Raw genomic sequence first — 23,329 nt, 5'->3', positions numbered from 1 at the left:
AGATACTCACGTATAAAAAATTAAAAAATACGATTAACTCCATAATAATTATGTTGCTCAGTTATAATGTATATGCTTTAAATCCCTTTAAAGAGTGTGTATTATTGATGTAGGTATCATAAATATTATGGATTTTTTTGTTCTACTGATAGATATGCACAGTTAAATATCAATTAAATCATCTAGAGTAATTAATATGAGGTTTATGTAGCTTTTATATCAATAACTATTTTAATTAAATTAATTTTGTAAATAAAATGTTCACAAAAATATGATAGTATACTAAAGTAAGCGAAATTTAAATAATATTCGCTTATATTTTTTTGTATAAGTTTGATATTTTAAGGAGTAATTATGTTAAAAATATTACTAGATACTATAAATAGAGAAAAATTAATATCGATCGGTGATGGAGTATTAATTGGCGTATCAGGAGGACCTGATTCTATTAGCCTACTTTATGCTCTTAATGAACTAAGAGAAAAACTTGATATAAGAATAGTTGTAGTTCATCTAAATCATCTTTTTAGAGACGATGCATATTTAGATGCTAATTATGTGAAGAAAATTTCAGATAGCCTTAATATTAAATCGTATATTTTTGAAAAAGATATTAGCTTAATGGCTAAAGAGAATGGAATGTCATTTGAAGAAGCGGGAAGAATAGAAAGGTATCGACTTTTTAACGAAGTTAGAAAAAAAGAAAATCTTGATGTAATAGCAATTGCTCAAAATAAGAATGATCAAGCAGAAACTGTTTTAATGAGACTTATAAGAGGTACTGGTCTTAAAGGACTTACAGGTATTGAATATAAGAGAAATGATGGTGTTATAAGGCCAATCCTTGATGTGGATAGAAAATTGATTGAGAAGTACTGCGAAGATAATAACTTAAATCCAAGACGTGACTATACAAATTTTGAAGATGTTTACTTTAGAAATAAAGTAAGATTAAATTTAATTCCATATATAGAAAATGAATTTAATGTGAATATAATTGATAAAACAGTTAGAACTTCTAGCATTTTAAGAGGGGATGAGGATTTTTTAGAAAAATACACTAGTGGTCTAGTAAATGAAATTTTTTATTTTGATCTACCTAAATCTACATTAGATAGAGATAGATACTTAAATTTACATTTAGCTATTAGAAAAAGATTAATAAGATTGATTGTAAAAAAAATAAATGGCGATATTAACGATTTGTCTTTTAACGATATTGAAAGTATAAATAGACTTATTATAAATAATAGGCAAGGTGCTAAATTTTACTGGAAAAATGTAATATTTGAAACTGAATATAGTGAACTAAAAATATATATTGATAAAAAAAATAGTAAAGAAGATTATTTATCTAAAAATTTAGATTTAAAGATAATGGAAGCTTCAGAGGCGGCACATTGCCAGTTGAAAAATAAAAATGAAGTGTTTTTAGATTATGAAAAAATTGAGGGTCAACTAAGTATAAGGTATAGAAAAAATGGAGATTCATTTGTTCCATATGGAATGAATACTCATAAAAAACTTAGTAGGTATTTTATAGATAAAAAGGTAGCAAAAGATTTAAGAGATTTTGTTCCACTTATTTGTGACAAGGATAATATAGTTTGGGTTTATGGTTTTTCAATAAATGATAATTATAAAATAACTAAAAAAACAAAGAAAGTTATTGCCTTAAAGCTTGTATAGATAAGTGTAAATATGATAAAATAAAAAGACCTGAATGAGGAGGCAAAAATATGAGAAAGTTCTTTAAGGGAGCGACTTTTTATATACTTATTTTTATTGTTGTTTTGTTCTTAGCAAAGTATATGACGTCAAGTCCCGATGAAGCTAAAAAATTTGATGTAACTCAGCTTGTTAATCAACTTGAAACTGAGAAAGTCTTAAGTGTAACATTGTCTGAAGCAACACATGTAAGTGGAGTATTAAAAGATGGTACAAAGTTTGAATCTACAGTGCCAGATATTATGGCGGGTGCTGTTGGAAATTATTTATTTAAGCTTTCTAATGAAGGTAAAATTTCATTAAATGGTGTTCCAGTGTCTTCAAGCCCATGGTATATGGATTTACTACCTATGGTGTTTATGGTGCTAATATTTGTGGTGTTTTGGTTTGTGTTTATGCAAAATTCACAGGGCGGCGGTTCCAAAGTTATGTCGTTTGGTAAAAGTAAAGCTAAACTTCAAAAAGAAGATGAGCAAAAGAAAATTACATTTTCTGATTTAGCTGGCTTAAAAGAAGAAAAAGAGGAAATGTGGGAAGTTGTAGATTTCCTTAAAAATCCTAAAAAATACATTAATCTAGGAGCAAGAATTCCAAAAGGTATTTTAATGGTAGGACCACCAGGAACGGGTAAAACTTATCTTAGTCGTGCAGTTGCAGGAGAAGCTAAAGTTCCATTTTACAGCATAAGTGGTTCTGAATTTGTTGAAATGTTTGTTGGTGTTGGTGCTTCAAGAGTAAGAGATTTATTTGATCAAGCTAAAAAAACTGCTCCTTGTATTGTATTCATTGATGAGATTGATGCGGTAGGTAGAAAAAGAGGTGCAGGTCTTGGCGGTGGGCATGATGAAAGAGAGCAAACATTAAATCAGCTTTTAGTTGAAATGGATGGTTTTTCTGATAATCAAGGTATTATTGTAATTGCTGCAACTAATAGACCTGATATACTTGATCCAGCACTTCTTCGTGCTGGTAGATTTGATAGACAAATTACTATTGGTATTCCTGATGTACGTGAAAGAGAAGAGATGCTTATACTTCACTCTAAGAAAAAACCTGTTAGTGATAGCGTTGATTTCAAAGTTGTTGCAAAGGGTACTCCTGGATTTACTCCAGCTGACTTAGAAAACCTTATGAATGAAGCGGCACTTTTGACTGCAAGAAAAGGACTGCCTAAAATTACTATGCCAATTATTGAAGATGCAACTATTAAAGTAATTGCAGGTGTAGAGAAGAAAAGTAGAGTTATTAGTCCAAAAGAAAAGAAACTTACTGCTTATCACGAGGCAGGTCATGCGATACTTGCAAGGCTTCTTCCTGATACAGATCCAGTTCATAAGATTAGTATTATTCCAAGAGGACGTGCTGGTGGATTTACTCTTCAACTTCCAGAAGAAGATCGAAGTTATTCAACTAAGAAATTTATGGAAAATGAACTTGTAATTTTACTTGGTGGAAGAATATCTGAAAAACTTATTCTTGATGATATTAGTACTGGTGCGAGTAATGATCTTAATAGAGTTTCATCTATAGCAAGATCGATGGTAACTAGATATGCTTTTAGTGATAATTTAGGTTCTATGTCTTATGATAATGGTGAAGAAGTATTTATTGGAAGAGATATGACTACTAAGAGAAATTATTCTGAACAAGTTGCTGCAGATATTGATAGAGAGGTTAGAAGAATTGTTGATAATGCATATGATAAAGCTACTGAAATGCTTGAAGAACAAACGATAGTGCTTCATGAAGTTGCAAAATCACTTATGGAATATGAAACTCTCGATAATGTTGAATTTGAACTTGCATTTAATGAAGGCTTTGATGCAGTAAAGGCAAAACGTGATGAAGATGATATAAAAAGAAAAGCTGAAGAAGAAGAACTTAAAAAGAAATCTGAAGCTGAAAAATTTGCTTTTGATGCACTTGCAAATTCAAAGGTAGATATTCAAAAAAATGATAAAATTTCTGATGACGAGAAAGAAGCTGTTAAAGAAATTGATTTAGATAAGAAATAAAAAAAACTAGAGAAAATTTATTTAAATTTTCTCTAGTTTTTTTTTATTTAAAAAATCATTTTAATATATTCTAATAACGATATTGCTTAGTCATAAAAAAAAGTTGTATAATGTATGTAATGTGGAATTTTTAAGTGATTAAATAGAGATATTCAGCATATGTATTTAAATATACATAATAAATTAGAAGGGGAGAACACTGATATTATTTTAGTGTAAATAATTATATGAAAATTGGTGTAATAATTCAGGCAAGAATGGGTTCAACAAGATTAGAAGGAAAAATTTTAAAATACATAAAAGATAATACAGTATTATCTCATGTTATTAATAGAGTTAAACTTTCTGAATATATTGACGAAATTATAATTGCAACAACAAATTTAGATAGAGATTTAGTTATTGAGAATGAAGCTATTAAAAATGATGTTCTTGTTTTTAAAGGTAGCGAAGATGATGTATTAAGTAGGTACTATTATGCTGCAAAGCAATATAAATTAGATATAATTGTAAGGGTAACTTCGGATTGTCCACTCATTGATTCTAAAATTATTGATGATGTAGTTAAAGTGTATATGGATAGGGAATTTGATATTATAACAAATACAGGTTCTGATTTTACGAAAAGTACATATCCAAATGGATTAGATGTTGAGGTTTTTTCTTTTGAAAGTTTAGAAGATGCATTTCTAAATGCAAAAGAAAATTATCAAAGAGAACATGTAACTCCATATATTTATGAAAATTCAAAAAAAATATATTTTTATAAAAGTGATATCGATTACTCGAAATATAGACTGACTTTAGATACACATGAAGATTTTGAATTAATTTGCGCAATATACGATAGACTATATAAAGGAAAACATGATTTTTATTTAAAGGAAATTATTGAATTGTTCGTAATAGAACCGGAATTACACAATATTAATTCTTTTATTAAGCAAAAAAAAATAAAATAGAAAATATTATAAGTATTATGGAGGTACCGTTGTATAAAAGAAAAAAAATATTAATTACTGGATCAAATGGTATGCTTGGAAAAGATATTGTTGATTGTATGCTATTGAACAAAAAATATGAAGTATTTGGAATGAATAGAACACGTGATGATAATTTAGATAAAATTCATTCTGTAATATGTGATATTACAGATGAAAACTTGCTTTATGAAAAACTAAATGAAGTAAAGCCAGATATTATTATTCACTGTGCAGCGAATGTAGATGTAGAATACTGTGAACTTAATAAAAAAATTGCATACAATTTAAATTTACAGTCAACTGAAAATTTAATGAAATATAAAGATGCTAAGATAATTTACATTTCAACAGATTCAGTTTTTGATGGTATTAAAGGCGAATATTTAGAAGGTAGTTTAAAAAATCCTATTAATTATTATGCTTTCACTAAATCAGAAGGTGAAGAATTTGTTTTAAAAAGGAATAATTCTATTGTTATCAGAACGAATTTATATGGATTTCATAAACCTATAAAAACTTCTTTAGCTGAATGGATAATAACAAATTTTGAAAAAAATAATACAATTATTGGCTTTAACGATGTTGTTTTTAATCCAGTATATACAGTTCAACTTGCAAGGGCGATAAAAAAAATGATTGAGATAGATTTTAAGGGAGTAATACATGTAGGTAGTTCTGAAAAAATAAGTAAATATGAATTTTTAAAAAAAATAGCAAGGAGTTTAAAAATAGATGAAAAATATGTGTTGAGTAAATCAATAAGTTTTATTAAATTTCATGCTAAAAGGCCTAAAAACACATCATTAAAAGTAGATAAATTGAATAATTTAGGTATAAGTTTTACTATTGAAGAAGGAATAAATCAACTAATTGACGATTATAAGAAATATAAGGAGCAAAATAATAATGAAAATAAAAATAGGTAGAAACTACTTAGGAAGTGATGAAAAACCATATTTTATTGCAGATATTGCTGCTAATCATGATGGAGATATTGAAAGGGCATATAAGCTTATAGAATTAGCAAAAAAATCTGGAGCTGATGCAGCAAAATTTCAAAATTTTAATGCTGTTACAATTGTAAGTAAAAAAGGTTTTGATTCCTTTGGGAAAAAGCTTTCACATCAAGAATCATGGAAAAAGTCTGTTTATGAAGTTTATGAAGATGCGAGTATTGATAGTAGTTGGACAAAGCTATTAAAGAAAAAATGTGATGAAGTTGGAATTGAATATATGACTTCACCTTATGATTTTGAATCAGTGGACTTAGCCGATCCATATGTAAATGCATATAAAATAGGTTCGGGTGATATTACATGGACTGAGATTATTAGATATATGGCAAAAAAAACGAAGCCAATAATTTTATCGACAGGAGCGTCAACTGAAGAAGATGTTGAAAGAGCAGTTGATATAATTACTAAAGAGAATAGCGAACTCATTTTAATGCAGTGTAATACTAATTATAGAGGTGTAAAAGAAAACTTTAATTATATTAATTTAAATGTATTAAATAATTATAAAAAAAAATATCCTAATGTAATTTTAGGTTTATCTGATCATACTCATGGTTATGAAACAGTTATTGCATCCATAGCACTTGGTGCAAGGGTTATAGAAAAACATTTTACAGATGATAATAATAGAGAAGGACCAGATCATAAATTTTCTATGACACCAAATAATTTTAGTGAAATGGTTGAAAAATCATTGAATGTTTATAATGCTTTAGGAGATGGAATTAAAAAAGTTGAGAAAAATGAAAAAGAAGCTGCTATAGTTCAAAGGAGGGCTTTGTATTTTGTTAGAGATATAAAAGCTGGCGAAATTATTTCAAAGAATGATTTATTTCCTTTAAGGCCAATCAAAGAAGATGGAATTGCACCTTATGAAATTATTAATGTAATTGGGAAAAAAATAATTAAAGATTGCGCTAAAGACGATTACTTAAGATGGAAGGATTTGGACGGATATGAAAATAGGTGAAAAAGTTTATCTTGCTGCAGTTGAAAAGCAAGATTTAATGGAATTGAAAAAATGGAGAAATATTGAAAGTTTTAAGATGCATTTTAGGGAATATAAAGAAATAAATTCGGATATGCAGAATGATTGGTTTGAAAAAAAAGTTTTAAATGATCCATCTACTATTATGTTTTCAATAAAAAGAATAGATGACAATAAACTAATAGGTTGTTGTGGCTTATGTTATATAAATTGGATACATAGGCATGCGGATTTATCTTTATATACTGCTATAGATGATGAATATATGGATGAAAAGGGTTTTGCTTTTGAATCTTGTAAGTTATTATTAGATTATGGATTTAATCAAATTGGTTTAAATAAAATTTGGACTGAAATATATGAATTTGATGAAAAAAAGATGAAGTTATATAAGGAATTTGGATTCAATACAGATGGAATATTAAGAAAAAATTATTTTTATGAGGGTAAATGGTGGAATTCATATATACTATCTTTATTAAGAGAAGAATTTAAGTAATTTGAAATAAAGTTAATACATCTGATACACAAAATTAATAATGGAGGTAAACCAATGGATTACAATTTAAAACTCGGAATGAAATACATTTCAAAAAAAATAGTAAAAGAAGAAGATACTGCAGCAAAATTTGGTAGTGGAGATATTTATGTTTTTTCAACTCCTAGTATGGTAGGACTTATGGAAAATGCAGCAATGAATGCAGTACAAAGTGAACTAGGAGAAAAATATTCAACGGTAGGAATACATTTAGATGTTAAGCATTTGGCGGCCACACCTATGGATATGGAAGTTAGAGCAGAAGCTATGCTTAAAGAAATTGATGGAAAGAAGCTTGTATTTTGGATTGAGGTGTTTGATGAGAAGAAAAAAATAGGTGAAGGGTATCATTCTAGGTTTATTATAGATAAAGAGAAATTTATGAATAAAATTAATATGAAGTAATATACAAAATGTTATAAAAAAGCGAAAATATTAAGGTAATTATTGAATTTTCTTAATATTCTAAGAAAAACATTCAAAAAACTATAGAAAATTAGTATTCTTTGTGATAAAATAAACGTATTAAAAGAATTTTGTTTGCTTGGTTATTATTGAGGCGTCCAAAACGTTATTAAAATATTGACTTTAAAGCATAGCATAAACATTTTGTTTATTGCTATGCTTTTTTTGTTAAAATGGTGGTGCAAAATTGAGAAAATTATCTGTAAATGAAATTATAAAAAGTGTTGAATTTATGTGTATTAAAGCAAATTATGATCTTTCAAGTGATATTTATGGCGCTTTAAAAAATGCAAGTGAAAAAGAAGAATCACCTATTGGAAAAGCAATCTTAAAGGATATTGTTGAAAATGCAGATATAGCTAAAAAGAATTCTGTTCCAATTTGTCAGGATACTGGAATGGCAGTAGTTTTTATTGAACTAGGTCAGGAAGTATATTTAGTTGATGGAGATTTAAATGAAGCCATTAATGAAGGTGTTAGACGTGGATATAAAAAAGGATTTTTAAGAAAGTCAGTAGTAGAAGATCCACTTTTAAGGGTTAATACGAATGATAATACTCCTGCTATTATTCATATTGAAATAGTTAAAGGCGATAAAGTTAAAATAACTCTAGCTCCAAAAGGATTTGGAAGTGAAAATATGAGTAGAAGTATTATGCTTAAGCCTTCAGATGGAAAAAAAGGTGTAGAAGATTTTATTCTTGAAACAGTTTCTATTGCTGGACCCAACCCGTGCCCTCCGATAGTAGTAGGTGTTGGTCTTGGTGGGACAATAGAAAAAGCAGCGTATTTAGCGAAAAAATCGCTAATACGGGATATTAATATAAGAAGTGAAAAAGAACATATTAAAGATATGGAAATTGATTTATTAAATAGAATTAATAATCTTGGAATAGGACCTCAGGGTCTTGGTGGAAGGACGACTGCAATTGCAGTTAATATAGAAACATTTGCAACTCATATAGCAGGACTTCCTGTAGTTGTTAATATAAACTGTCATGCAACTAGGCATGTTCAGACAATTCTTTAGGAGGACTTATGAATAATAATATTATTAAAATAATAACTCCGCTTAAAGAAGAAATGGTTTTAAAGTTAAAAGCTGGAGACAGAGTATATATTAGCGGAACTATATACACCGCAAGAGACGCAGCACATCAAAGGCTTATTAACTCTATTAAAAAGCAAGAAAAACTTCCCTTTGATGTCAAAAATCAAATAATCTATTACGTTGGACCGTCACCCGCAAAACCAGGAAATGTTATAGGTTCGGCTGGTCCTACAACAAGCTATAGAATGGATGATTTAACGATTCCACTTCTTAATTTGGGACTTAGTGGAATGATAGGAAAAGGGACAAGAAGTAAAGAAGTGGTTGAATCAATGAAAAGTAGAGCGGTTTATTTTGCTGCTATTGGAGGCGCAGGGGCACTTATTTCGTCAAAAATTATAAAAAGTGAAGTTATTGCCTATGAAGAACTCGGACCAGAAGCAATTAGAAAACTTGAAGTTAAAGATTTACCACTTTATGTAGTAATAGATAGTCACGGAAATAATTTATATGATTCAGAGAGAAAAAAATATAAAAAGTAGTAAAAATAATACCTTATATTTACCTTAGCAAAATGGCCTTTTGTTAAATTAATAAATATAGCGCGGTTATGTTAACACTTATGTGTTCATTTCCGCGCTTTTTTACATATCCAAATAAATTAAGGAGGTTAATGGATTATTAGTAAAAAAATATAAAGAGAGAGGTGTTTGATTTGAGTTTTTCGATTAGTGGTTGGATAACAAATCCATTTGTACTTATGTTTTTTGCAGTATTTACTGGACTTTTGTTTGGTAAAATAAAATTTGGAAAATTTAATTTTGGAATTTCTGGTACACTTTTTACAGGGCTTATTATAGGTTGGTTTGCAATGCGATATGCGAATTCTTTTTCTGAAGGAGAAAAGGCATTTGCTGTGTCTAGTAAATTAATTAAGGCTGGAGTGGTTGATAAAAACTTTTTTTATCTTTTCTTAATATTATTTGTTGCAGCAGTCGGACTATTAGCTGCAAAAGATATAGGAGGGGTTATAAAAAAATACGGTGTTAAATTTATAATACTTGGATTCGTGATTACATTAATAGGTGCTATGACAACTTATGGTATGACTAAATTAACAGTAAATTCAAATCCGTATGAAATTTCAGGAGTATATACGGGAGCTCTTACAAGCTCGCCTGGACTTGCAGCAGCCATTGAAACAGCAGGTGGACATGCAACTGATTGGGCAGATAATTATGCTAGTCTTGATGATAAATCTAAAACAAAATTACTAAATATACTTGATACTAGTGGTAAATTAACAATAGAAAATACACCGAGTTTAAGCGAAGATCAAAAGGCTAAGTTTATTAATAATGCAAAAGCTGGTGTAGGAGTAGGTCATGCTATTGGTTATCCTTTTGGAGTACTTATAGTAATACTTGCAATGAATTTCTTCCCTAAAATATTTAGAATAGATGTTAGAAAAGAAGAAGAAGAATATAAAAAAGAGCTTGAAGCCGTAAAAAATGCTAAAGGTAAAAATGAAAAAGAAATAGAGGAAGTTGGATTTGATTTAATGGCATTTGCTTTTGCATGCCTTATGGGATACACATTAGGTAAATTTAAAATTAATTTAAAATTTATAGGTCTTGGCATGTTTTCACTTGGATCAACAGGTGGAGTGCTAATTGGTTCTCTTATTTTAGGTCATATTGGGAAAATAGGATTTATGCATTTTAGAATGAATAGTAAAATTCTTGGTGTTATAAGACAATTGGCTCTTGCGTTTTTCCTAGCAGTTGTTGGACTAAGATTTGGATATAAAGTTTTTGAAGCGTTAACAGGAACGGGTGCTTTTCTTGCATTAGTGGCATTAGTAGTTGGTGTAGTTGCCATGATGCTTGGATTCTTCATTGGAAGGTATGTATTTAAAATTAACTGGATTATGCTCTCAGGTGCAATTTGCGGTGGTATGACATCAACGCCAGGTCTTGGAGCTGCAGTAGAAGCAATTGGTTCAGATGATCCTGCAGCTGGATACGGCGCAACTTATCCATTTGCACTTCTTGGAATGGTTATTTTCACTATTATTCTTCATAATCTTCCAATGTAATAAAAAAAGGTATATAATTAACGTACAATATACGTTTGGAAGGTGAAATTATTGAAAAGAGAAAATATAATAGTTACAGGTTATGCAAAACTTCCTGGTGGACTCACTGCGACGGAATTATATAAAGTTGTTGGAGTAGCAATATTAGTTAATAGAAAAACAGGTCTTATTAAGGAAATTGAATGTTCACTCGCTACAAATCTTGCTAAGGAATATGTTAAAGATATAATTGTTGGAAGAAAATTAAATGATATTTCGATTATTGAAAAAGATTTTGAATTAAACTATTTTGGTTCTGCAAAAAAAGCTATTATTTCAGCTATTAAAATTGCGAGTGAAAAATTTAATCAAATCGGCGATATTAATGAATAATCAAATAATATAAAAAATTAAATATGTCCTAAAATTATAGAGCAAGTAACGGATTTTTATGTAATTAAAATGACCTTTTAATTAATAAATAAAAATTAGGAGTTAGATTATCTTAAACGATTAATCTAACTCTTTTTTTGTAAATGTTTAAGGAGGGAAATTAATGAATTTTAATAAAAGAATTAGAAATGAATTTTTAAAGAGTAAAGTTATGAGTGCGAGGGATGCTTCTCTTTTTATAAAAGACGGAATGACAGTAGCATCAAGTGGATTTACACCATCAGGTTATCCAAAGAAAGTTCCTCTTGAATTAGCAAAGAGAGCGAATGCGGGAGAAAAAATTGAAATATCTTTAATTACTGGAGCATCCGTTGGAGATGAACTTGATGGAGCACTTTCTAGAGCAGGTGTAATAAAAAGGAGGTATCCTTACCAGACTCAAAAAGATATGAGAAACAATATAAATAGTGGCTCTACTTTTTATGCAGACCATCATTTGAGTCATGTACCTCAGCATATTGATTATGGATATTATGGAAACATTGATATAGCAATAGTTGAAGCTCTTTGTATTACAGAAGATGGTGGGATTGTACCAACGACTTCAGTAGGTATTTCTCCTCAAGCTTTAAAAAATGCAGATAAAATAATTGTAGAAATTAATACATCACAACCAATGGCTCTTGAAGGGGTTCATGATATTTATATGACAGAAAAACCACCGAAGCGAAAACCTATACCGATAATTAATCCGGATGATAGAATTGGTAAAACTTATATGGAATGTGATTTAGAGAAAATCGTTGCAATAGTAGAATCAGATATTCCAGATAATGTTAGACCTCTTGGAGCTATTGATGAAAATTCAAAAAAAATATCGAACCACATAATAGAGTTTTTAAAAGATGAAGTTAAAGAGGGTAGACTTCCTGAAAATTTACTTCCACTTCAGTCCGGTGTTGGTTCGGTTGCAAATGCCGTTCTTGGAGGACTAAAAGAATCTGAATTTACGAATCTAACATGTTACACAGAAGTTATTCAAGATTCAATGTTTGATCTTATAGATGCTGGTAAAGTTAAATTTGCATCAGGCACATCATTTACTCCATCTGAAGAAGGGTTAAAAAGATTACTTGAAAATACTGAGTATTATGCATCTCATTGCATTCTTAGACCTATGGAGATTAGTAATAATCCTGAAGTAATTAGAAGACTTGGGATAATTGCTATGAATACAGCTATTGAAATTGATATTTATGGAAATGTGAATTCAACAAATATTATGGGTTCAAGAATGATGAATGGGATTGGTGGTTCTGGAGATTTTACTAGAAATGGATATTTAACAATTTTTACTACAGTATCGACAGCAAAAAATGGCGATATTTCTTCGATAGTACCAATGGTGTCTCATGTCGATCATACAGAACATGATGTTCATATTGTAGTTACTGAGCAAGGACTCGCAGATTTAAGAGGTCTTTCACCTAGGGAAAGATCAAGAAAAATAATTGAAAATTGTGCCCATCCGTCTTATAAGGACTTGTTATTTGATTATGTAGATAGAGCTGAAAAAAATGCATATAAACATACTCCTCATGTTATTGGTGAGGCTCTAGCCTTTCATGAAAGATTTATTAAAAATGGATCAATGAAAAAATAATTATACTAGTAAAAAACAAGAAAATTTGAGTTAAATATGTTATTCTATTTGTGAGAAGACGAACGAAAAAGTATATTATCGAATTAAAGTTCAACAAACACATAATGGAGGACAGTATGAATTATAATGAAGAAGCTTTAAAAATGCACTTAGAATTAAAGGGAAAACTTTCAATTGAAAGCAAAGTGAAAGTAGATAGTAAAACTGCTCTTTCGCTGGCCTATACTCCAGGAGTAGCGGAGCCGTGTAGAAAAATTAATAAAAATGAAGACTTAGTTTATAGTTATACTATGAAAGGTAATACTGTTGCTGTTGTAACAGATGGAACTGCAGTACTTGGACTTGGCGATATTGGAGCAAAAGCATCAATTCCTGTAATGGAGGGTAAAGCTGTGTTGTTTAAAGAATTTGCAGGAATCAATGCTTTTCCTATTTGTCTTGAAACAAAAGACGTTGATGAAATTGTTAATATTGTAAAAGCTCTTGAACCTGTATTTGGTGGGATTAACCTTGAAGATATTGCAGCTCCAAGATGTTTTGAAATCGAAAGGCGACTTAAAGAAGAAATGGATATTCCGGTTTTTCATGATGATCAGCATGGTACAGCAATAATTGTTGGTGCGGCTTTAATTAATGGATTTAAAGTTAGAGGAACAAAACTTACTGATGCTAGAATAGTTATAAACGGTGCTGGTTCTGCTGGAACTGCTATTGCAAAACTACTACTTAATTTAGGTGTAGATGATATCGTTATGTGTGATATAGATGGCGCACTTGATGAAAATAGTGATGATATAAATGAAGCAAAGAAAGCACTTGCTCTTATTACCAATAAACATAAGGAAAGAGGGTCTTTAAAGGAAGTAATAAAAAATAAAGATGTATTTATTGGGGTATCTGCACCAAATGTTGTTACAAAAGAGATGATTATGTCAATGAATGAAAGACCGCTTGTATTTGCAATGGCAAATCCTAACCCTGAAATAAGTCCAGATGAAGCAAAGAAAGGCGGGGCGTTTATTGTAGGTACTGGTAGAAGTGATTATCCAAATCAAATAAATAATGTACTTGCATTTCCGGGTATATTTAGAGGCGCTCTTGATGTATATGCAAAGGAAATAACAGAAGGCATGAAAATGGCAGCAGCAAGAGCAATTGCTGATGTATTAGATGAGGAAGAATTAAGTGTAGATAAAATTCTACCACTGCCTTTCGATAAACGAATTGTACCAAAAGTATCTATGGCGGTTAAGAAAAAAGCTATCGAAGAAAATGTTGTTAAAAAATTAAGCTTATAATAAAAAATGTATTATTTATTATGGCGTATTATCGTAATATCTTATTTATTATCTGTACTTGTAAAAGTTTAAGTGATATTATTTTGCTGAAAGAGAGATGCATTAGTTTCTTATAATAAATCAATAGCTTTAAAGAAGAATTTTATTATGAACTAATATATGGATTGGTATTAAAAGTTGGTAAAATAAAATAAGAACTTAAATCATTTATAATAAATATTAATATTTATTAAGAAAATTTTATTTTTCTAAAATGCAAGTTAATTTGCAAAATTAGTCATTAATAAAGTTGTTTTTATAAAAAATACTTTAAATTATAAAAAAAAATTTTTTATAATCAGCATATAATTTGATGAACGTATTGCAAAACCTACAGGTGCTATAGATAGTATGCTGAAATAATATAATGCAAGTTTATATTCATTTTTACACTTGAAACTATAAAGACTAAATGTAAATGTTGAAAAATATAACTTGCAAGAAAATATTCATATATACATTTGCGTGAAAGTATACAATTATACTTTTAAATATAAGCTACTTTTTTATATATATTGTGATATTCTAATAGGGAAAATGATATGAAATAAAATAATTATGTTTTGTTTCATATATACCCAGAGGCTACAAAATTATGTACAGGTAATATTCCGAGGAGGAAAGCTAGATGTTTGATAATGAGAAAATAGCACAGATTAAAAAAGATGCTATAAGTTTTGATGAAAAGACAAAAAAAGCTTTAGAAAAAAGACCTGAAAGAAGAGATGTATTTACTACTGGTTCTGGAGATGTTATAAATAGACTTTATAACCCGTCAGATTTAGGTGATGTTAATTTTGAAGAAAAGATTGGATTTCCAGGAAGCTATCCTTATACTAGAGGTGTTCAGCCAACTATGTATAGAGGTAGACTTTGGACTATGAGAATGTATGCAGGCTTCGCAACAGCAAAGGAATCTAATGAAAGATATAAATATTTAGTTGAACAAGGTTCTGGCGGATTATCTGTTGCTTTTGACCTTCCTACACAAATTGGTTATGATTCAGATCATAGCTTAAGTGAAGGTGAAGTTGGAAAAGTTGGTGTTGCAATAGATTCTTTAGCAGATATGGAAATTTTATTCGATGGAATTCCTCTTGATAAGGTAAGTACATCAATGACAATAAATGCTCCTGCGGCAGTATTACTTGCAATGTACATTGCAGTAGCGGAGAAACAAGGTGTTTCTGCAGAAAAACTAAGAGGTACTATTCAAAATGATATTTTAAAAGAATATATTGCTCGTGGTACTTATATATTCCCTACTGATCCTTCTATGAGATTGATTACAAATATTTTTGAATATTGTTCTAAAGAAGTTCCACTTTGGAATACAATAAGTATTTCGGGTTATCATATTAGAGAAGCTGGTTCTACTGCAGCTCAAGAAGTTGGCTTTACTATAGCCGATGGTATAGCATATGTTGAAGCTGCTATTAAAGCAGGTCTTGATGTGGATACTTTTGCACCTAGATTATCATTCTTCTTTAATGCTCATAATGATTTACTTGAAGAAGTTGCTAAATATAGAGCGGCAAGAAGATTATGGGCTAAAATTATGAAAGAAAGATTTAACGCTAAAAATCCTAAATCTATGCAACTTAAGTTCCATACACAAACAGGTGGTTCTACTTTAACAGCTCAGCAACCAGAAAACAATATTGTTAGAGTCGCAATTCAAACACTAGCAGCAGTTTTAGGTGGAACTCAGTCGCTTCACACTAATTCAAAAGATGAAGCGTTAGCCCTTCCATCGCAAGATTCTGTTAGAACGGCACTTAGAACTCAACAGATAGTTGCTCATGAAAGTGGTGTTACAAATACAGTTGATCCACTTGCTGGATCATATTATATTGAAGCAAAAACAAATGAAATTGAAGAGAAAGCTATGGAGTATATTACTAAGATTGATGATTTAGGTGGTGCTCCAAAAGCGATTGATGCAGGATATATTCAACAAGAAATTATGGATGCTTCATATGATTATCAAAAGCAAGTTGAAACTGGTGAGATAGTAGTTGTAGGAATGAATAAATTCCAAATTGAAGAAAAACCACCAACTGGACTTCTTAGAGTGGATTTAAGTGTTGGAGAAGATCAAAAGAAAAATCTTAAAGATTTAAGAAGCAATAGAAATAATGATAATGTTAATGAAAAACTTGAAACTCTTAGAAAAGCTTGTAATACTGACGAAAATTTAATGCCAATTATATTGGAAGCTGTTAAAGAATACGCAACTCTAGGGGAAATTTGTGGAGTTATGAGAGACGAATTCGGTGAGTACGAGCAATCAGTGGTTATATAATTATTAATTTTTAAGGAGGATTACAATGGATAGACCGATTAGAGTTTTAGTTGCTAAGCCAGGCTTAGATGGACATGATAGAGGAGCAAAAGTTATAGCAAGAGCACTTAGAGATGCAGGAATGGAAGTTATTTATACTGGTCTAAGACAAACAGCGGATCAAATTGTTAGTGCAGCAATTGAAGAGGATGTTGATTGTGTTGCAGTAAGTATTCTTTCAGGAGCGCACAATACTTTGTTTCCTAAAATAAATAAATTGTTACTTGAAGAAGATGCTAAAGATATTTTATTAATTGGTGGTGGAGTAATTCCTGTGGATGATATTCCGTTCTTAAAAGAAAATGGTGTTTCTGAGGTGTTTACACCAGGCACTCCAACGTCGGTTACTATAGATTTTATTAAAGCAAATGTAAGAAAATAATACTGTTAATCAAGGTGATGACAAATTAGCATCACCTTGATTAATAAATTTGTTTGATAAAAATTAATTGTCAAACTAAATTTGTAACAAAAGATACATAAGGCCAAGTTGTATAATTTTAAGTGGGTGAAACTATGGATTTAGGCAAGAAACTAATTGAAGGAAATAGAAGAGCTGCTGCAAGATTAATTTCTATGGTTGAAAATAAAATTCCAGAAGCTTTTGAAGTGATAAAAGACAATTATGATAAAAGCGGAAATGCATACATCATAGGTATAACTGGACCTCCTGGTGCTGGTAAAAGTACACTTACTGATAAACTTGTTAAAATACTTAGAAGCGAAGGAAAAAAAGTTGGAATTATAGCTGTTGACCCTACAAGTCCTTTTACAGGCGGAGCGATTTTAGGTGACAGGGTTAGAATGAGTGATTTATCTGTAGATAAAGGTGTATTTGTAAGAAGTATGGGAGCTAGAGGACATCTTGGTGGTATTTCAGAGGGAACTATGGCTGCTGTAAAAGTGCTTGATTTATATGGCATGGACTATATTATTATTGAAACAGTTGGTGTAGGTCAGTCTGAAATTGATATTGTGAAAAACTGCGATACTACTGTTATGGTAATGGTTCCGGGTCTTGGAGATGACATTCAAGCTATAAAAGCAGGTGTTATGGAAATTGGTGATATTTTTGCAGTAAATAAAGCGGACAGAGATGGTGCGAGGAAAACTGCAAGGGAAATAAATATTATGCTTGATTTTAGCAAGAAAGAGTGGAGACCATCTGTAGATTTAGTTACTGCTGTTAAAAATGAAGGTGTAGATAAGCTCTTAGATTCTATTAAAAAGCATAGATATTATATGAAAGATACTGGCAAGTTTTTAATAAGGCGAGAAGAAAATTCAAAAAGTGAAATTATTGAATTAGTAAAAGAGAAAATTACTAGCATTGTGCTAGATAAATCATATAAAGAAAAGCAAATAAATAGATTATCTAAAGATGTGGCAAGTAGAAAATTAGATCCATATACTGCGTGCACAAAAATTATTGAGGAAGTTATTTAGTAAATAATTAATTTTAATAAAACTAATAAAGAATAAAAGGAGCGTAAATATGAAAGCTATGAAGATTGACCATATTGGTATTGCTGTAAAAAATCTTGATGATGCCGTAAAAGTATATTCTGAAGTGTTAGGTTTGGAATTAGGCGGAATTGAGGTTGTAGAAGAACAAAAGGTAAGGGTAGCGTTTTTACCAGTAGGAGATTCTGAAATCGAACTTTTAGAGTCAACATCAGAAGATGGACCTATTGCAAAACATATTGAAAGAAGTGGAGAAGGAATTCAACATATCGCTTTTAAAGTTGAAAATATTGAAAAAGCAATAGAAGATATGAAGAATAAAGGCATGAGAATGATCGATGAAAAACCTCGTTATGGTGCAGGTGGAGCTAGAATTGCATTTGTACATCCTAAAACAACAAATAGAGTATTGGTAGAATTAACAGAAAGGTAAAAATTGCATTTTGCAATTAAATATAGGAGGTTTAATATGTCCAAGCTTCAAGATTTACGTCAGAGAAAAGAAAAAATTGCTCTTGGCGGTGGAGAAAAAAGAGTACAAAAGCAACATGAAAAAGGCAAATTAACTGCTAGAGAAAGAATCAATTTATTATTTGATGAGGGTTCATTTGTAGAATTAGATGCTTTTGTAAAGCATAGATGTACAAATTTTGGAATGGAAAAAGTTGATGCTCCAGCAGAAGGCGTTGTAACAGGTTATGGAAAAGTTGATGGAAGACTTGTTTACGCTTATTCTCAAGATTTTACTGTAGTAGGTGGATCTCTTGGAGAAATGCACGCAGCTAAAATTTGTAAAGTTATGGATAATGCAATGAAAGTTGGTTCTCCGGTAGTTGGGTTGAATGACTCTGGTGGGGCAAGAATTCAAGAAGCGGTTGATGCACTTTCTGGATATGGAAAAATATTCTATAGAAATACTTTAGCTTCTGGAGTAATTCCTCAAATAACTGCAATAATGGGACCATGTGCAGGTGGGGCAGTTTATTCTCCAGCACTTACTGATTTTACTTTTATGGTAGATAAAACTTCTCAAATGTTTATAACAGGTCCTCAGGTTATTAAGACTGTTACTGGTGAAGATGTTACTGCTGAAGCTTTAGGTGGAGCTATGACACACAACAGAATTAGTGGTGTTGCTCATACTATAGTAAGTAATGATGAAGAATGTATTTCAGAAATAAGAAGATTGTTAAGTTTCTTACCATCTAATAATATGGAGACAGCTCCTACTTTTGATGGTGGAGAAAGTAATATAATAATTGAAGAATTAAATTCAATTATTCCAGATAATCCTAATAAACCTTATGATATCCATGACGTTATTAAGTTAATTGTGGATGATGCAGATTTCTTTGAGTATCAACCTCATTTTGCAAAGAATATCGTTACAGGTTTTGCAAGAATTAATGGTGAATCAGTAGGTATTGTTGCTAATCAGCCAAAAGTTTTAGCGGGATGTTTAGATATAAATGCTTCTGATAAATCGGCTAGATTTGTGAGAACATGTGATTCATTTAATATTCCACTCTTAACTATTGTCGATGTTCCTGGATTTTTACCTGGAACTTCTCAAGAATATGGTGGAATTATAAGACATGGTGCAAAAATGCTTTATGCATATAGCGAAGCTACTGTTCCAAAAGTATCTTTAATTATTAGAAAAGCATATGGCGGAGCTTATCTTGCTATGTGTTCTAAAGACCTTGGAGCAGATCTTGTTCTTGCGTGGCCAAGTGCTGAAATTGCAGTAATGGGACCTCAAGGTGCTGCGAATATTATATTTAGAAAAGAAATTTCTGGTGCTGATGATCCTATTACTATGAGAAAAACTTTGATAGATGATTATACGAATGAATTTGCAACTCCATATAAAGCTGCAGAGAGAGGTTTTGTTGATGATGTAATTGAACCAAGCTCATCTAGACCAAGATTAATTGATGCTTTTGATATGCTTAAATCTAAGAGAGAAGAAATGCCTCCTAAAAAGCATGGAAATATTCCACTATAAAGTGAAGGGGTGTTAATATGAATATAAGTGAAATTTTACAGCAGTTTAAAGATCCAAATACTATTATGAACATGAGTTTTTCTGCTAAAATGACGGCTTCGTTAGTTGTTACTATTTTAGGTATGGGTATAACGTTTGCTGCTTTAATAATTATTAGATATAGTACAAGTTTACTATCTCATATTGTTAATAAAGCTGAAAATAAGAAAAATAATATACAAGTAGTTAAAAAAGAAGCTGTTCTTAAAAATGTAGTAACTAAAGAAGATGATGAAATTAATGAAGAACTTATTTCAGTAATTACAGCAGCTATTGCTTCGTCACTAAATACTTCTATTCATAATATAGTAGTAAGTAATATTGTAAGAGTTAAAGACTCAACTCCTGCATGGGGTGTGGCTGGTAGAAGTAATTTGATAAATAGTAAGGTTAATATAAAGAAGTAATAGGGGGATAAATAAAAATGAAGAAGTTTAATATAACTGTTAATGGTAAAACGTTTGAAGTAGAAGTTGAAGAGGTTGGCGGTTCATCAGTTTCTGCGCCAAGAGCAGTGTCGGCTACTCCAGCAGCACCTACACCAAAGGCGGCGCCTGCACCAAAAGTAGCACCAAAAGCAGCACCAAAAGCAGCGCCTGCTGGTGGAAATAGTATTAATGCTCCAATGCCTGGAACAGTATTAGATGTAAAAGTATCTGAAGGTGATTCAGTTACTGATGGTCAAGTGTTACTTATACTAGAAGCTATGAAAATGGAAAATGAAATTATGGCACCGTCAGCTGGTAAAATTGTATCAGTTCAAGTACAAAATGGCGCATCTGTAAATTCTGGTGACGTACTAATTGTAATGGAATAACAGAATTTATTTGATTATTTAAAGGAGGAAGCGCTATGCTACAAGCTATAATTGATTTTATTAAATCAACTGGTATATACGCTATATTTGCTGTAAATGGAATGTGGGGTAATGTACTTATGATAATGATAGCTTTTCTTTTGCTTTACTTGGCTATTAAAAAAGGTTTTGAACCACTTTTGTTATTGCCTATAGCATTTGGAATGCTACTTACAAACTTGCCTCTTTCAGGTATGATGTCAACTCCTATTATGGATTTAGTTGCAAAATCGCCTGATGCTCATGGTACATTATTAAATGTATCGAATGCAGGACAAGGTATTTTAGAATTAAATCAACCTGGTGGACTTCTTTACTATTTGTTCCAAGGTGATCATCTAGGAATATTCCCTCCACTTATTTTTATGGGTGTTGGTGCAATGACAGACTTTGGTCCACTTATTGCGAATCCTAAATCATTACTTCTTGGTGCAGCCGCACAGTTTGGTATATTTATTACATTCATTGGTGCAATAGCATCAGGATTATTTACAGCACAACAAGCGAGTGCAATCGCTATTATCGGTGGTGCTGATGGACCAACAGCAATATATGTTGCTTCTAAAATGGCACCTGAATTATTAGGTTCAATTGCAGTTGCTGCATATTCATATATGGCGCTTGTTCCAGTTATTCAACCACCAATAATGAAATTATTAACTACTAAAGAAGAAAGAGTTATTAAAATGGAACAAATGAGACACGTTTCGACTCTTGAAAAAATTCTTTTTCCGATAATGGTTACAGTTATTGTTTCTCTAATAGTTCCACCTGCTACAACTCTTATTGGTATGCTTATGTTAGGTAACTTATTTAAAGAGTCCGGAGTAGTTGGAAGACTAGAAGATACAGCCAAAAATGGACTTATGAATATTGTTACAATATTCCTTGGAGTTTCAGTTGGCGCAACTGCAAGCGCAGATAAATTTTTAGTTGCACAAACACTTGCGATTATTGTTTTAGGAGCATTAGCATTTGCAATTGGAACAGCAGCTGGTGTACTTATGGCTAAATTTATGAACAAAGTAAGTGGAGGAAGGATTAATCCTCTTATTGGTTCTGCTGGAGTTTCAGCTGTACCAATGGCTGCAAGAGTTTCGCAGGTAGTAGGACAAAAAGAAAATCCTTCTAACTTCCTACTTATGCATGCGATGGGACCTAATGTTGCTGGCGTAATTGGTTCAGCGGTTTCAGCTGGTGTTCTTTTATCGCTATTCTTATACTAAATAAGTTAAATATAATATTGTAAAAAAATGACCCTCTATTATTAGAGGGTCAAATTTATTTTAATATTTGTTTAGTCAGTAGCAACTTTAAGAATTTTTCTCTTTTTTGTATATAAATAAATTAAATAAATAACTGTAATCACAGCGATTGAATGCATTCCGATAGCTAAGATGGTTTGCATATTCTCATCTACATTAGTGATAAATGTTGCAAGTCCATTATAGATAATGTGAATAAAAATTGGTACCCATAAATTATTAGTTTTGTAATACATGTATGCGAGCACTACGCCAAGTAGAAACGTAGGGAGTGTTTGAGCTAAATTGAAATGAACAAATGAAAATAACATTGCTTGAATCACTATAGCGGTCTTTAAATTTATATTATTGTGTAATTTCTTAAAAATAATACCTCGAAATAGTATTTCTTCTGTAATTGGTGCTAATATTACAGCTGAAATAATAGTTATAAAGATACTTTGTGATTTTAAAACTGCAAGCATATCATTGTAACTATTTTCAATTGGGTGAATGTAATTTGTAAGTGTTAATAAAAATGTACTAAGTGATTGAGCTAAGAAAGAAATTCCAATAAAAACAGGCAAATTTTTTAGTGAAAGTTTTGAAAAAGAAATATATTCTTTTATTTTTACTCTTTTTATAACAAATGCAATCCAGAGTATAAAAAGGAGTAGGAAATCGCTGATTATAAGAATTGTATTTATATGCGACATAATAGAGTCTTGGATAAATTTTGGATCAGGCGTTATGCCGTTTGAACTTGCAGAAACAGAATATGTAATTCCTGCGGATACTGAAGTAAAAAATTGAACCGAAAAAAATAATAACACTAATCCTAAACTAATTAAAATTGCTTTGATAGGCTTTTTCATATAACCTCCTTGAAATAATATCATAATATGGTATGTAATAATAAAATTGACATTGTAAAACAATAATAAAATATTACCATTTAACAATTAGATTGTCAATAATAAAACAAAGATTAATCATTTCGCTTAAACATTTTTAGTGTTAAGAATTTTGTGAAGGCAAATATTGTATTTGCTTGATATTAGAAATTATTAAAAAATGATGTTTTGTATTAAGTTTAAAAGCTTCTTTTTTCTTTAAAAAT

22 protein-coding genes are annotated in these 23,329 nt (G+C 30.6%); 21 read left to right on the top strand and 1 reads right to left on the bottom strand.

From position 1 onward, the window contains the following. Window positions 1-354 precede the first annotated feature (354 nt). The 21 genes from tilS (at window position 355) to AACH12_RS12830 (ending at window position 22,191) form a co-directional block, all read left to right on the top strand. A complete protein-coding gene (gene tilS / locus AACH12_RS12930) occupies window positions 355-1,689 on the top strand; it encodes a tRNA lysidine(34) synthetase TilS (protein WP_338535792.1) in 1,335 nt (444 codons plus the stop codon). Window positions 1,690-1,739: 50 nt separating this feature from the next. Further along, window positions 1,740-3,743 carry an ATP-dependent zinc metalloprotease FtsH gene (gene ftsH / locus AACH12_RS12925; protein WP_338535791.1) on the top strand — a complete coding sequence of 668 codons (2,004 nt, stop codon included), beginning with the start codon at window positions 1,740-1,742 and terminating at the stop codon, window positions 3,741-3,743. Window positions 3,744-3,970: 227 nt separating this feature from the next. Next, window positions 3,971-4,705, top strand: a complete 735-nt coding sequence (locus AACH12_RS12920) for a glycosyltransferase family protein (RefSeq protein ID WP_338535790.1) — start codon at window positions 3,971-3,973, stop codon at window positions 4,703-4,705. Between the two features lie 29 nt (window positions 4,706-4,734). Next, entirely contained in the window at window positions 4,735-5,652 is a 918-nt protein-coding gene (locus AACH12_RS12915) for an SDR family oxidoreductase (RefSeq protein ID WP_338535789.1), read from the top strand. Beyond that, window positions 5,633-6,712 (top strand): N-acetylneuraminate synthase family protein, encoded by a 1,080-nt coding sequence (locus AACH12_RS12910; RefSeq protein WP_338535788.1) that lies wholly within the window; start codon window positions 5,633-5,635, stop codon window positions 6,710-6,712. The genes AACH12_RS12915 and AACH12_RS12910 overlap by 20 nt, the downstream gene beginning before the upstream one ends. Then, on the top strand, window positions 6,699-7,229 hold the full coding sequence (locus tag AACH12_RS12905) for a GNAT family N-acetyltransferase (protein WP_338535787.1): 531 nt from the start codon (window positions 6,699-6,701) through the stop codon (window positions 7,227-7,229). Before AACH12_RS12910 ends, AACH12_RS12905 begins: the two co-directional genes overlap by 14 nt. Window positions 7,230-7,283: 54 nt before the next feature. Then, window positions 7,284-7,673 carry a thioesterase family protein gene (locus AACH12_RS12900; protein ID WP_338535786.1) on the top strand — a complete coding sequence of 130 codons (390 nt, stop codon included), beginning with the start codon at window positions 7,284-7,286 and terminating at the stop codon, window positions 7,671-7,673. 247 nt (window positions 7,674-7,920) lie between these two features. After that, window positions 7,921-8,763, top strand: a complete 843-nt coding sequence (locus AACH12_RS12895) for a fumarate hydratase (protein WP_338535785.1) — start codon at window positions 7,921-7,923, stop codon at window positions 8,761-8,763. Between the two features lie 8 nt (window positions 8,764-8,771). Then, entirely contained in the window at window positions 8,772-9,326 is a 555-nt protein-coding gene (locus AACH12_RS12890; protein WP_338535784.1) for a Fe-S-containing hydro-lyase, read from the top strand. 173 nt (window positions 9,327-9,499) lie between these two features. Continuing rightward, a complete protein-coding gene (locus AACH12_RS12885; RefSeq protein WP_338535783.1) occupies window positions 9,500-10,882 on the top strand; it encodes an aspartate-alanine antiporter-like transporter in 1,383 nt (460 codons plus the stop codon). Window positions 10,883-10,933: 51 nt separating this feature from the next. Further along, complete coding sequence (locus AACH12_RS12880; RefSeq protein ID WP_338535782.1) at window positions 10,934-11,254, top strand: DUF3870 domain-containing protein; 321 nt, start codon at window positions 10,934-10,936, stop codon at window positions 11,252-11,254. A 163-nt stretch (window positions 11,255-11,417) separates the two neighbouring features. Continuing rightward, a complete protein-coding gene (locus AACH12_RS12875; protein WP_338535781.1) occupies window positions 11,418-12,917 on the top strand; it encodes an acetyl-CoA hydrolase/transferase family protein in 1,500 nt (499 codons plus the stop codon). Window positions 12,918-13,033: 116 nt separating this feature from the next. After that, entirely contained in the window at window positions 13,034-14,215 is a 1,182-nt protein-coding gene (locus tag AACH12_RS12870) for an NAD(P)-dependent malic enzyme (protein WP_338535780.1), read from the top strand. A gap of 667 nt (window positions 14,216-14,882) precedes the next feature. Beyond that, entirely contained in the window at window positions 14,883-16,559 is a 1,677-nt protein-coding gene (locus tag AACH12_RS12865) for an acyl-CoA mutase large subunit family protein (RefSeq protein WP_338535779.1), read from the top strand. 25 nt (window positions 16,560-16,584) lie between these two features. After that, a complete protein-coding gene (locus AACH12_RS12860; RefSeq protein WP_338535778.1) occupies window positions 16,585-16,980 on the top strand; it encodes a cobalamin B12-binding domain-containing protein in 396 nt (131 codons plus the stop codon). A 134-nt stretch (window positions 16,981-17,114) separates the two neighbouring features. Beyond that, window positions 17,115-18,044, top strand: a complete 930-nt coding sequence (gene meaB / locus AACH12_RS12855; protein WP_338535777.1) for a methylmalonyl Co-A mutase-associated GTPase MeaB — start codon at window positions 17,115-17,117, stop codon at window positions 18,042-18,044. A gap of 49 nt (window positions 18,045-18,093) precedes the next feature. After that, entirely contained in the window at window positions 18,094-18,495 is a 402-nt protein-coding gene (gene mce, locus AACH12_RS12850; protein WP_338535776.1) for a methylmalonyl-CoA epimerase, read from the top strand. A gap of 36 nt (window positions 18,496-18,531) precedes the next feature. Then, window positions 18,532-20,070, top strand: a complete 1,539-nt coding sequence (locus AACH12_RS12845) for an acyl-CoA carboxylase subunit beta (RefSeq protein ID WP_338535775.1) — start codon at window positions 18,532-18,534, stop codon at window positions 20,068-20,070. A gap of 17 nt (window positions 20,071-20,087) precedes the next feature. After that, window positions 20,088-20,516: an OadG family protein gene (locus AACH12_RS12840; protein ID WP_338535774.1), complete on the top strand. Its 429-nt coding sequence runs from the start codon at window positions 20,088-20,090 to the stop codon at window positions 20,514-20,516. 17 nt (window positions 20,517-20,533) lie between these two features. Beyond that, window positions 20,534-20,926, top strand: a complete 393-nt coding sequence (locus tag AACH12_RS12835) for a biotin/lipoyl-containing protein (RefSeq protein WP_338535773.1) — start codon at window positions 20,534-20,536, stop codon at window positions 20,924-20,926. A gap of 35 nt (window positions 20,927-20,961) precedes the next feature. After that, window positions 20,962-22,191: a sodium ion-translocating decarboxylase subunit beta gene (locus tag AACH12_RS12830; protein ID WP_338535772.1), complete on the top strand. Its 1,230-nt coding sequence runs from the start codon at window positions 20,962-20,964 to the stop codon at window positions 22,189-22,191. 71 nt (window positions 22,192-22,262) lie between these two features. On the opposite strand, the gene AACH12_RS12825 is transcribed toward AACH12_RS12830, so the two are convergent. Next, window positions 22,263-23,084: a CPBP family intramembrane glutamic endopeptidase gene (locus tag AACH12_RS12825; protein ID WP_338535771.1), complete on the bottom strand. Its 822-nt coding sequence runs from the start codon at window positions 23,082-23,084 to the stop codon at window positions 22,263-22,265. Between the last annotated feature and the right edge of the window lie 245 nt (window positions 23,085-23,329).

The sequence above is a fragment of the Helicovermis profundi genome (genome assembly GCF_033097505.1).
Taxonomy (GTDB): domain Bacteria; phylum Bacillota; class Clostridia; order Peptostreptococcales; family Acidaminobacteraceae; genus Helicovermis; species Helicovermis profundi.
Note: the sequence above shows the minus strand (reverse complement) of the source record. Positions and strands in the feature narration are given on the sequence as shown.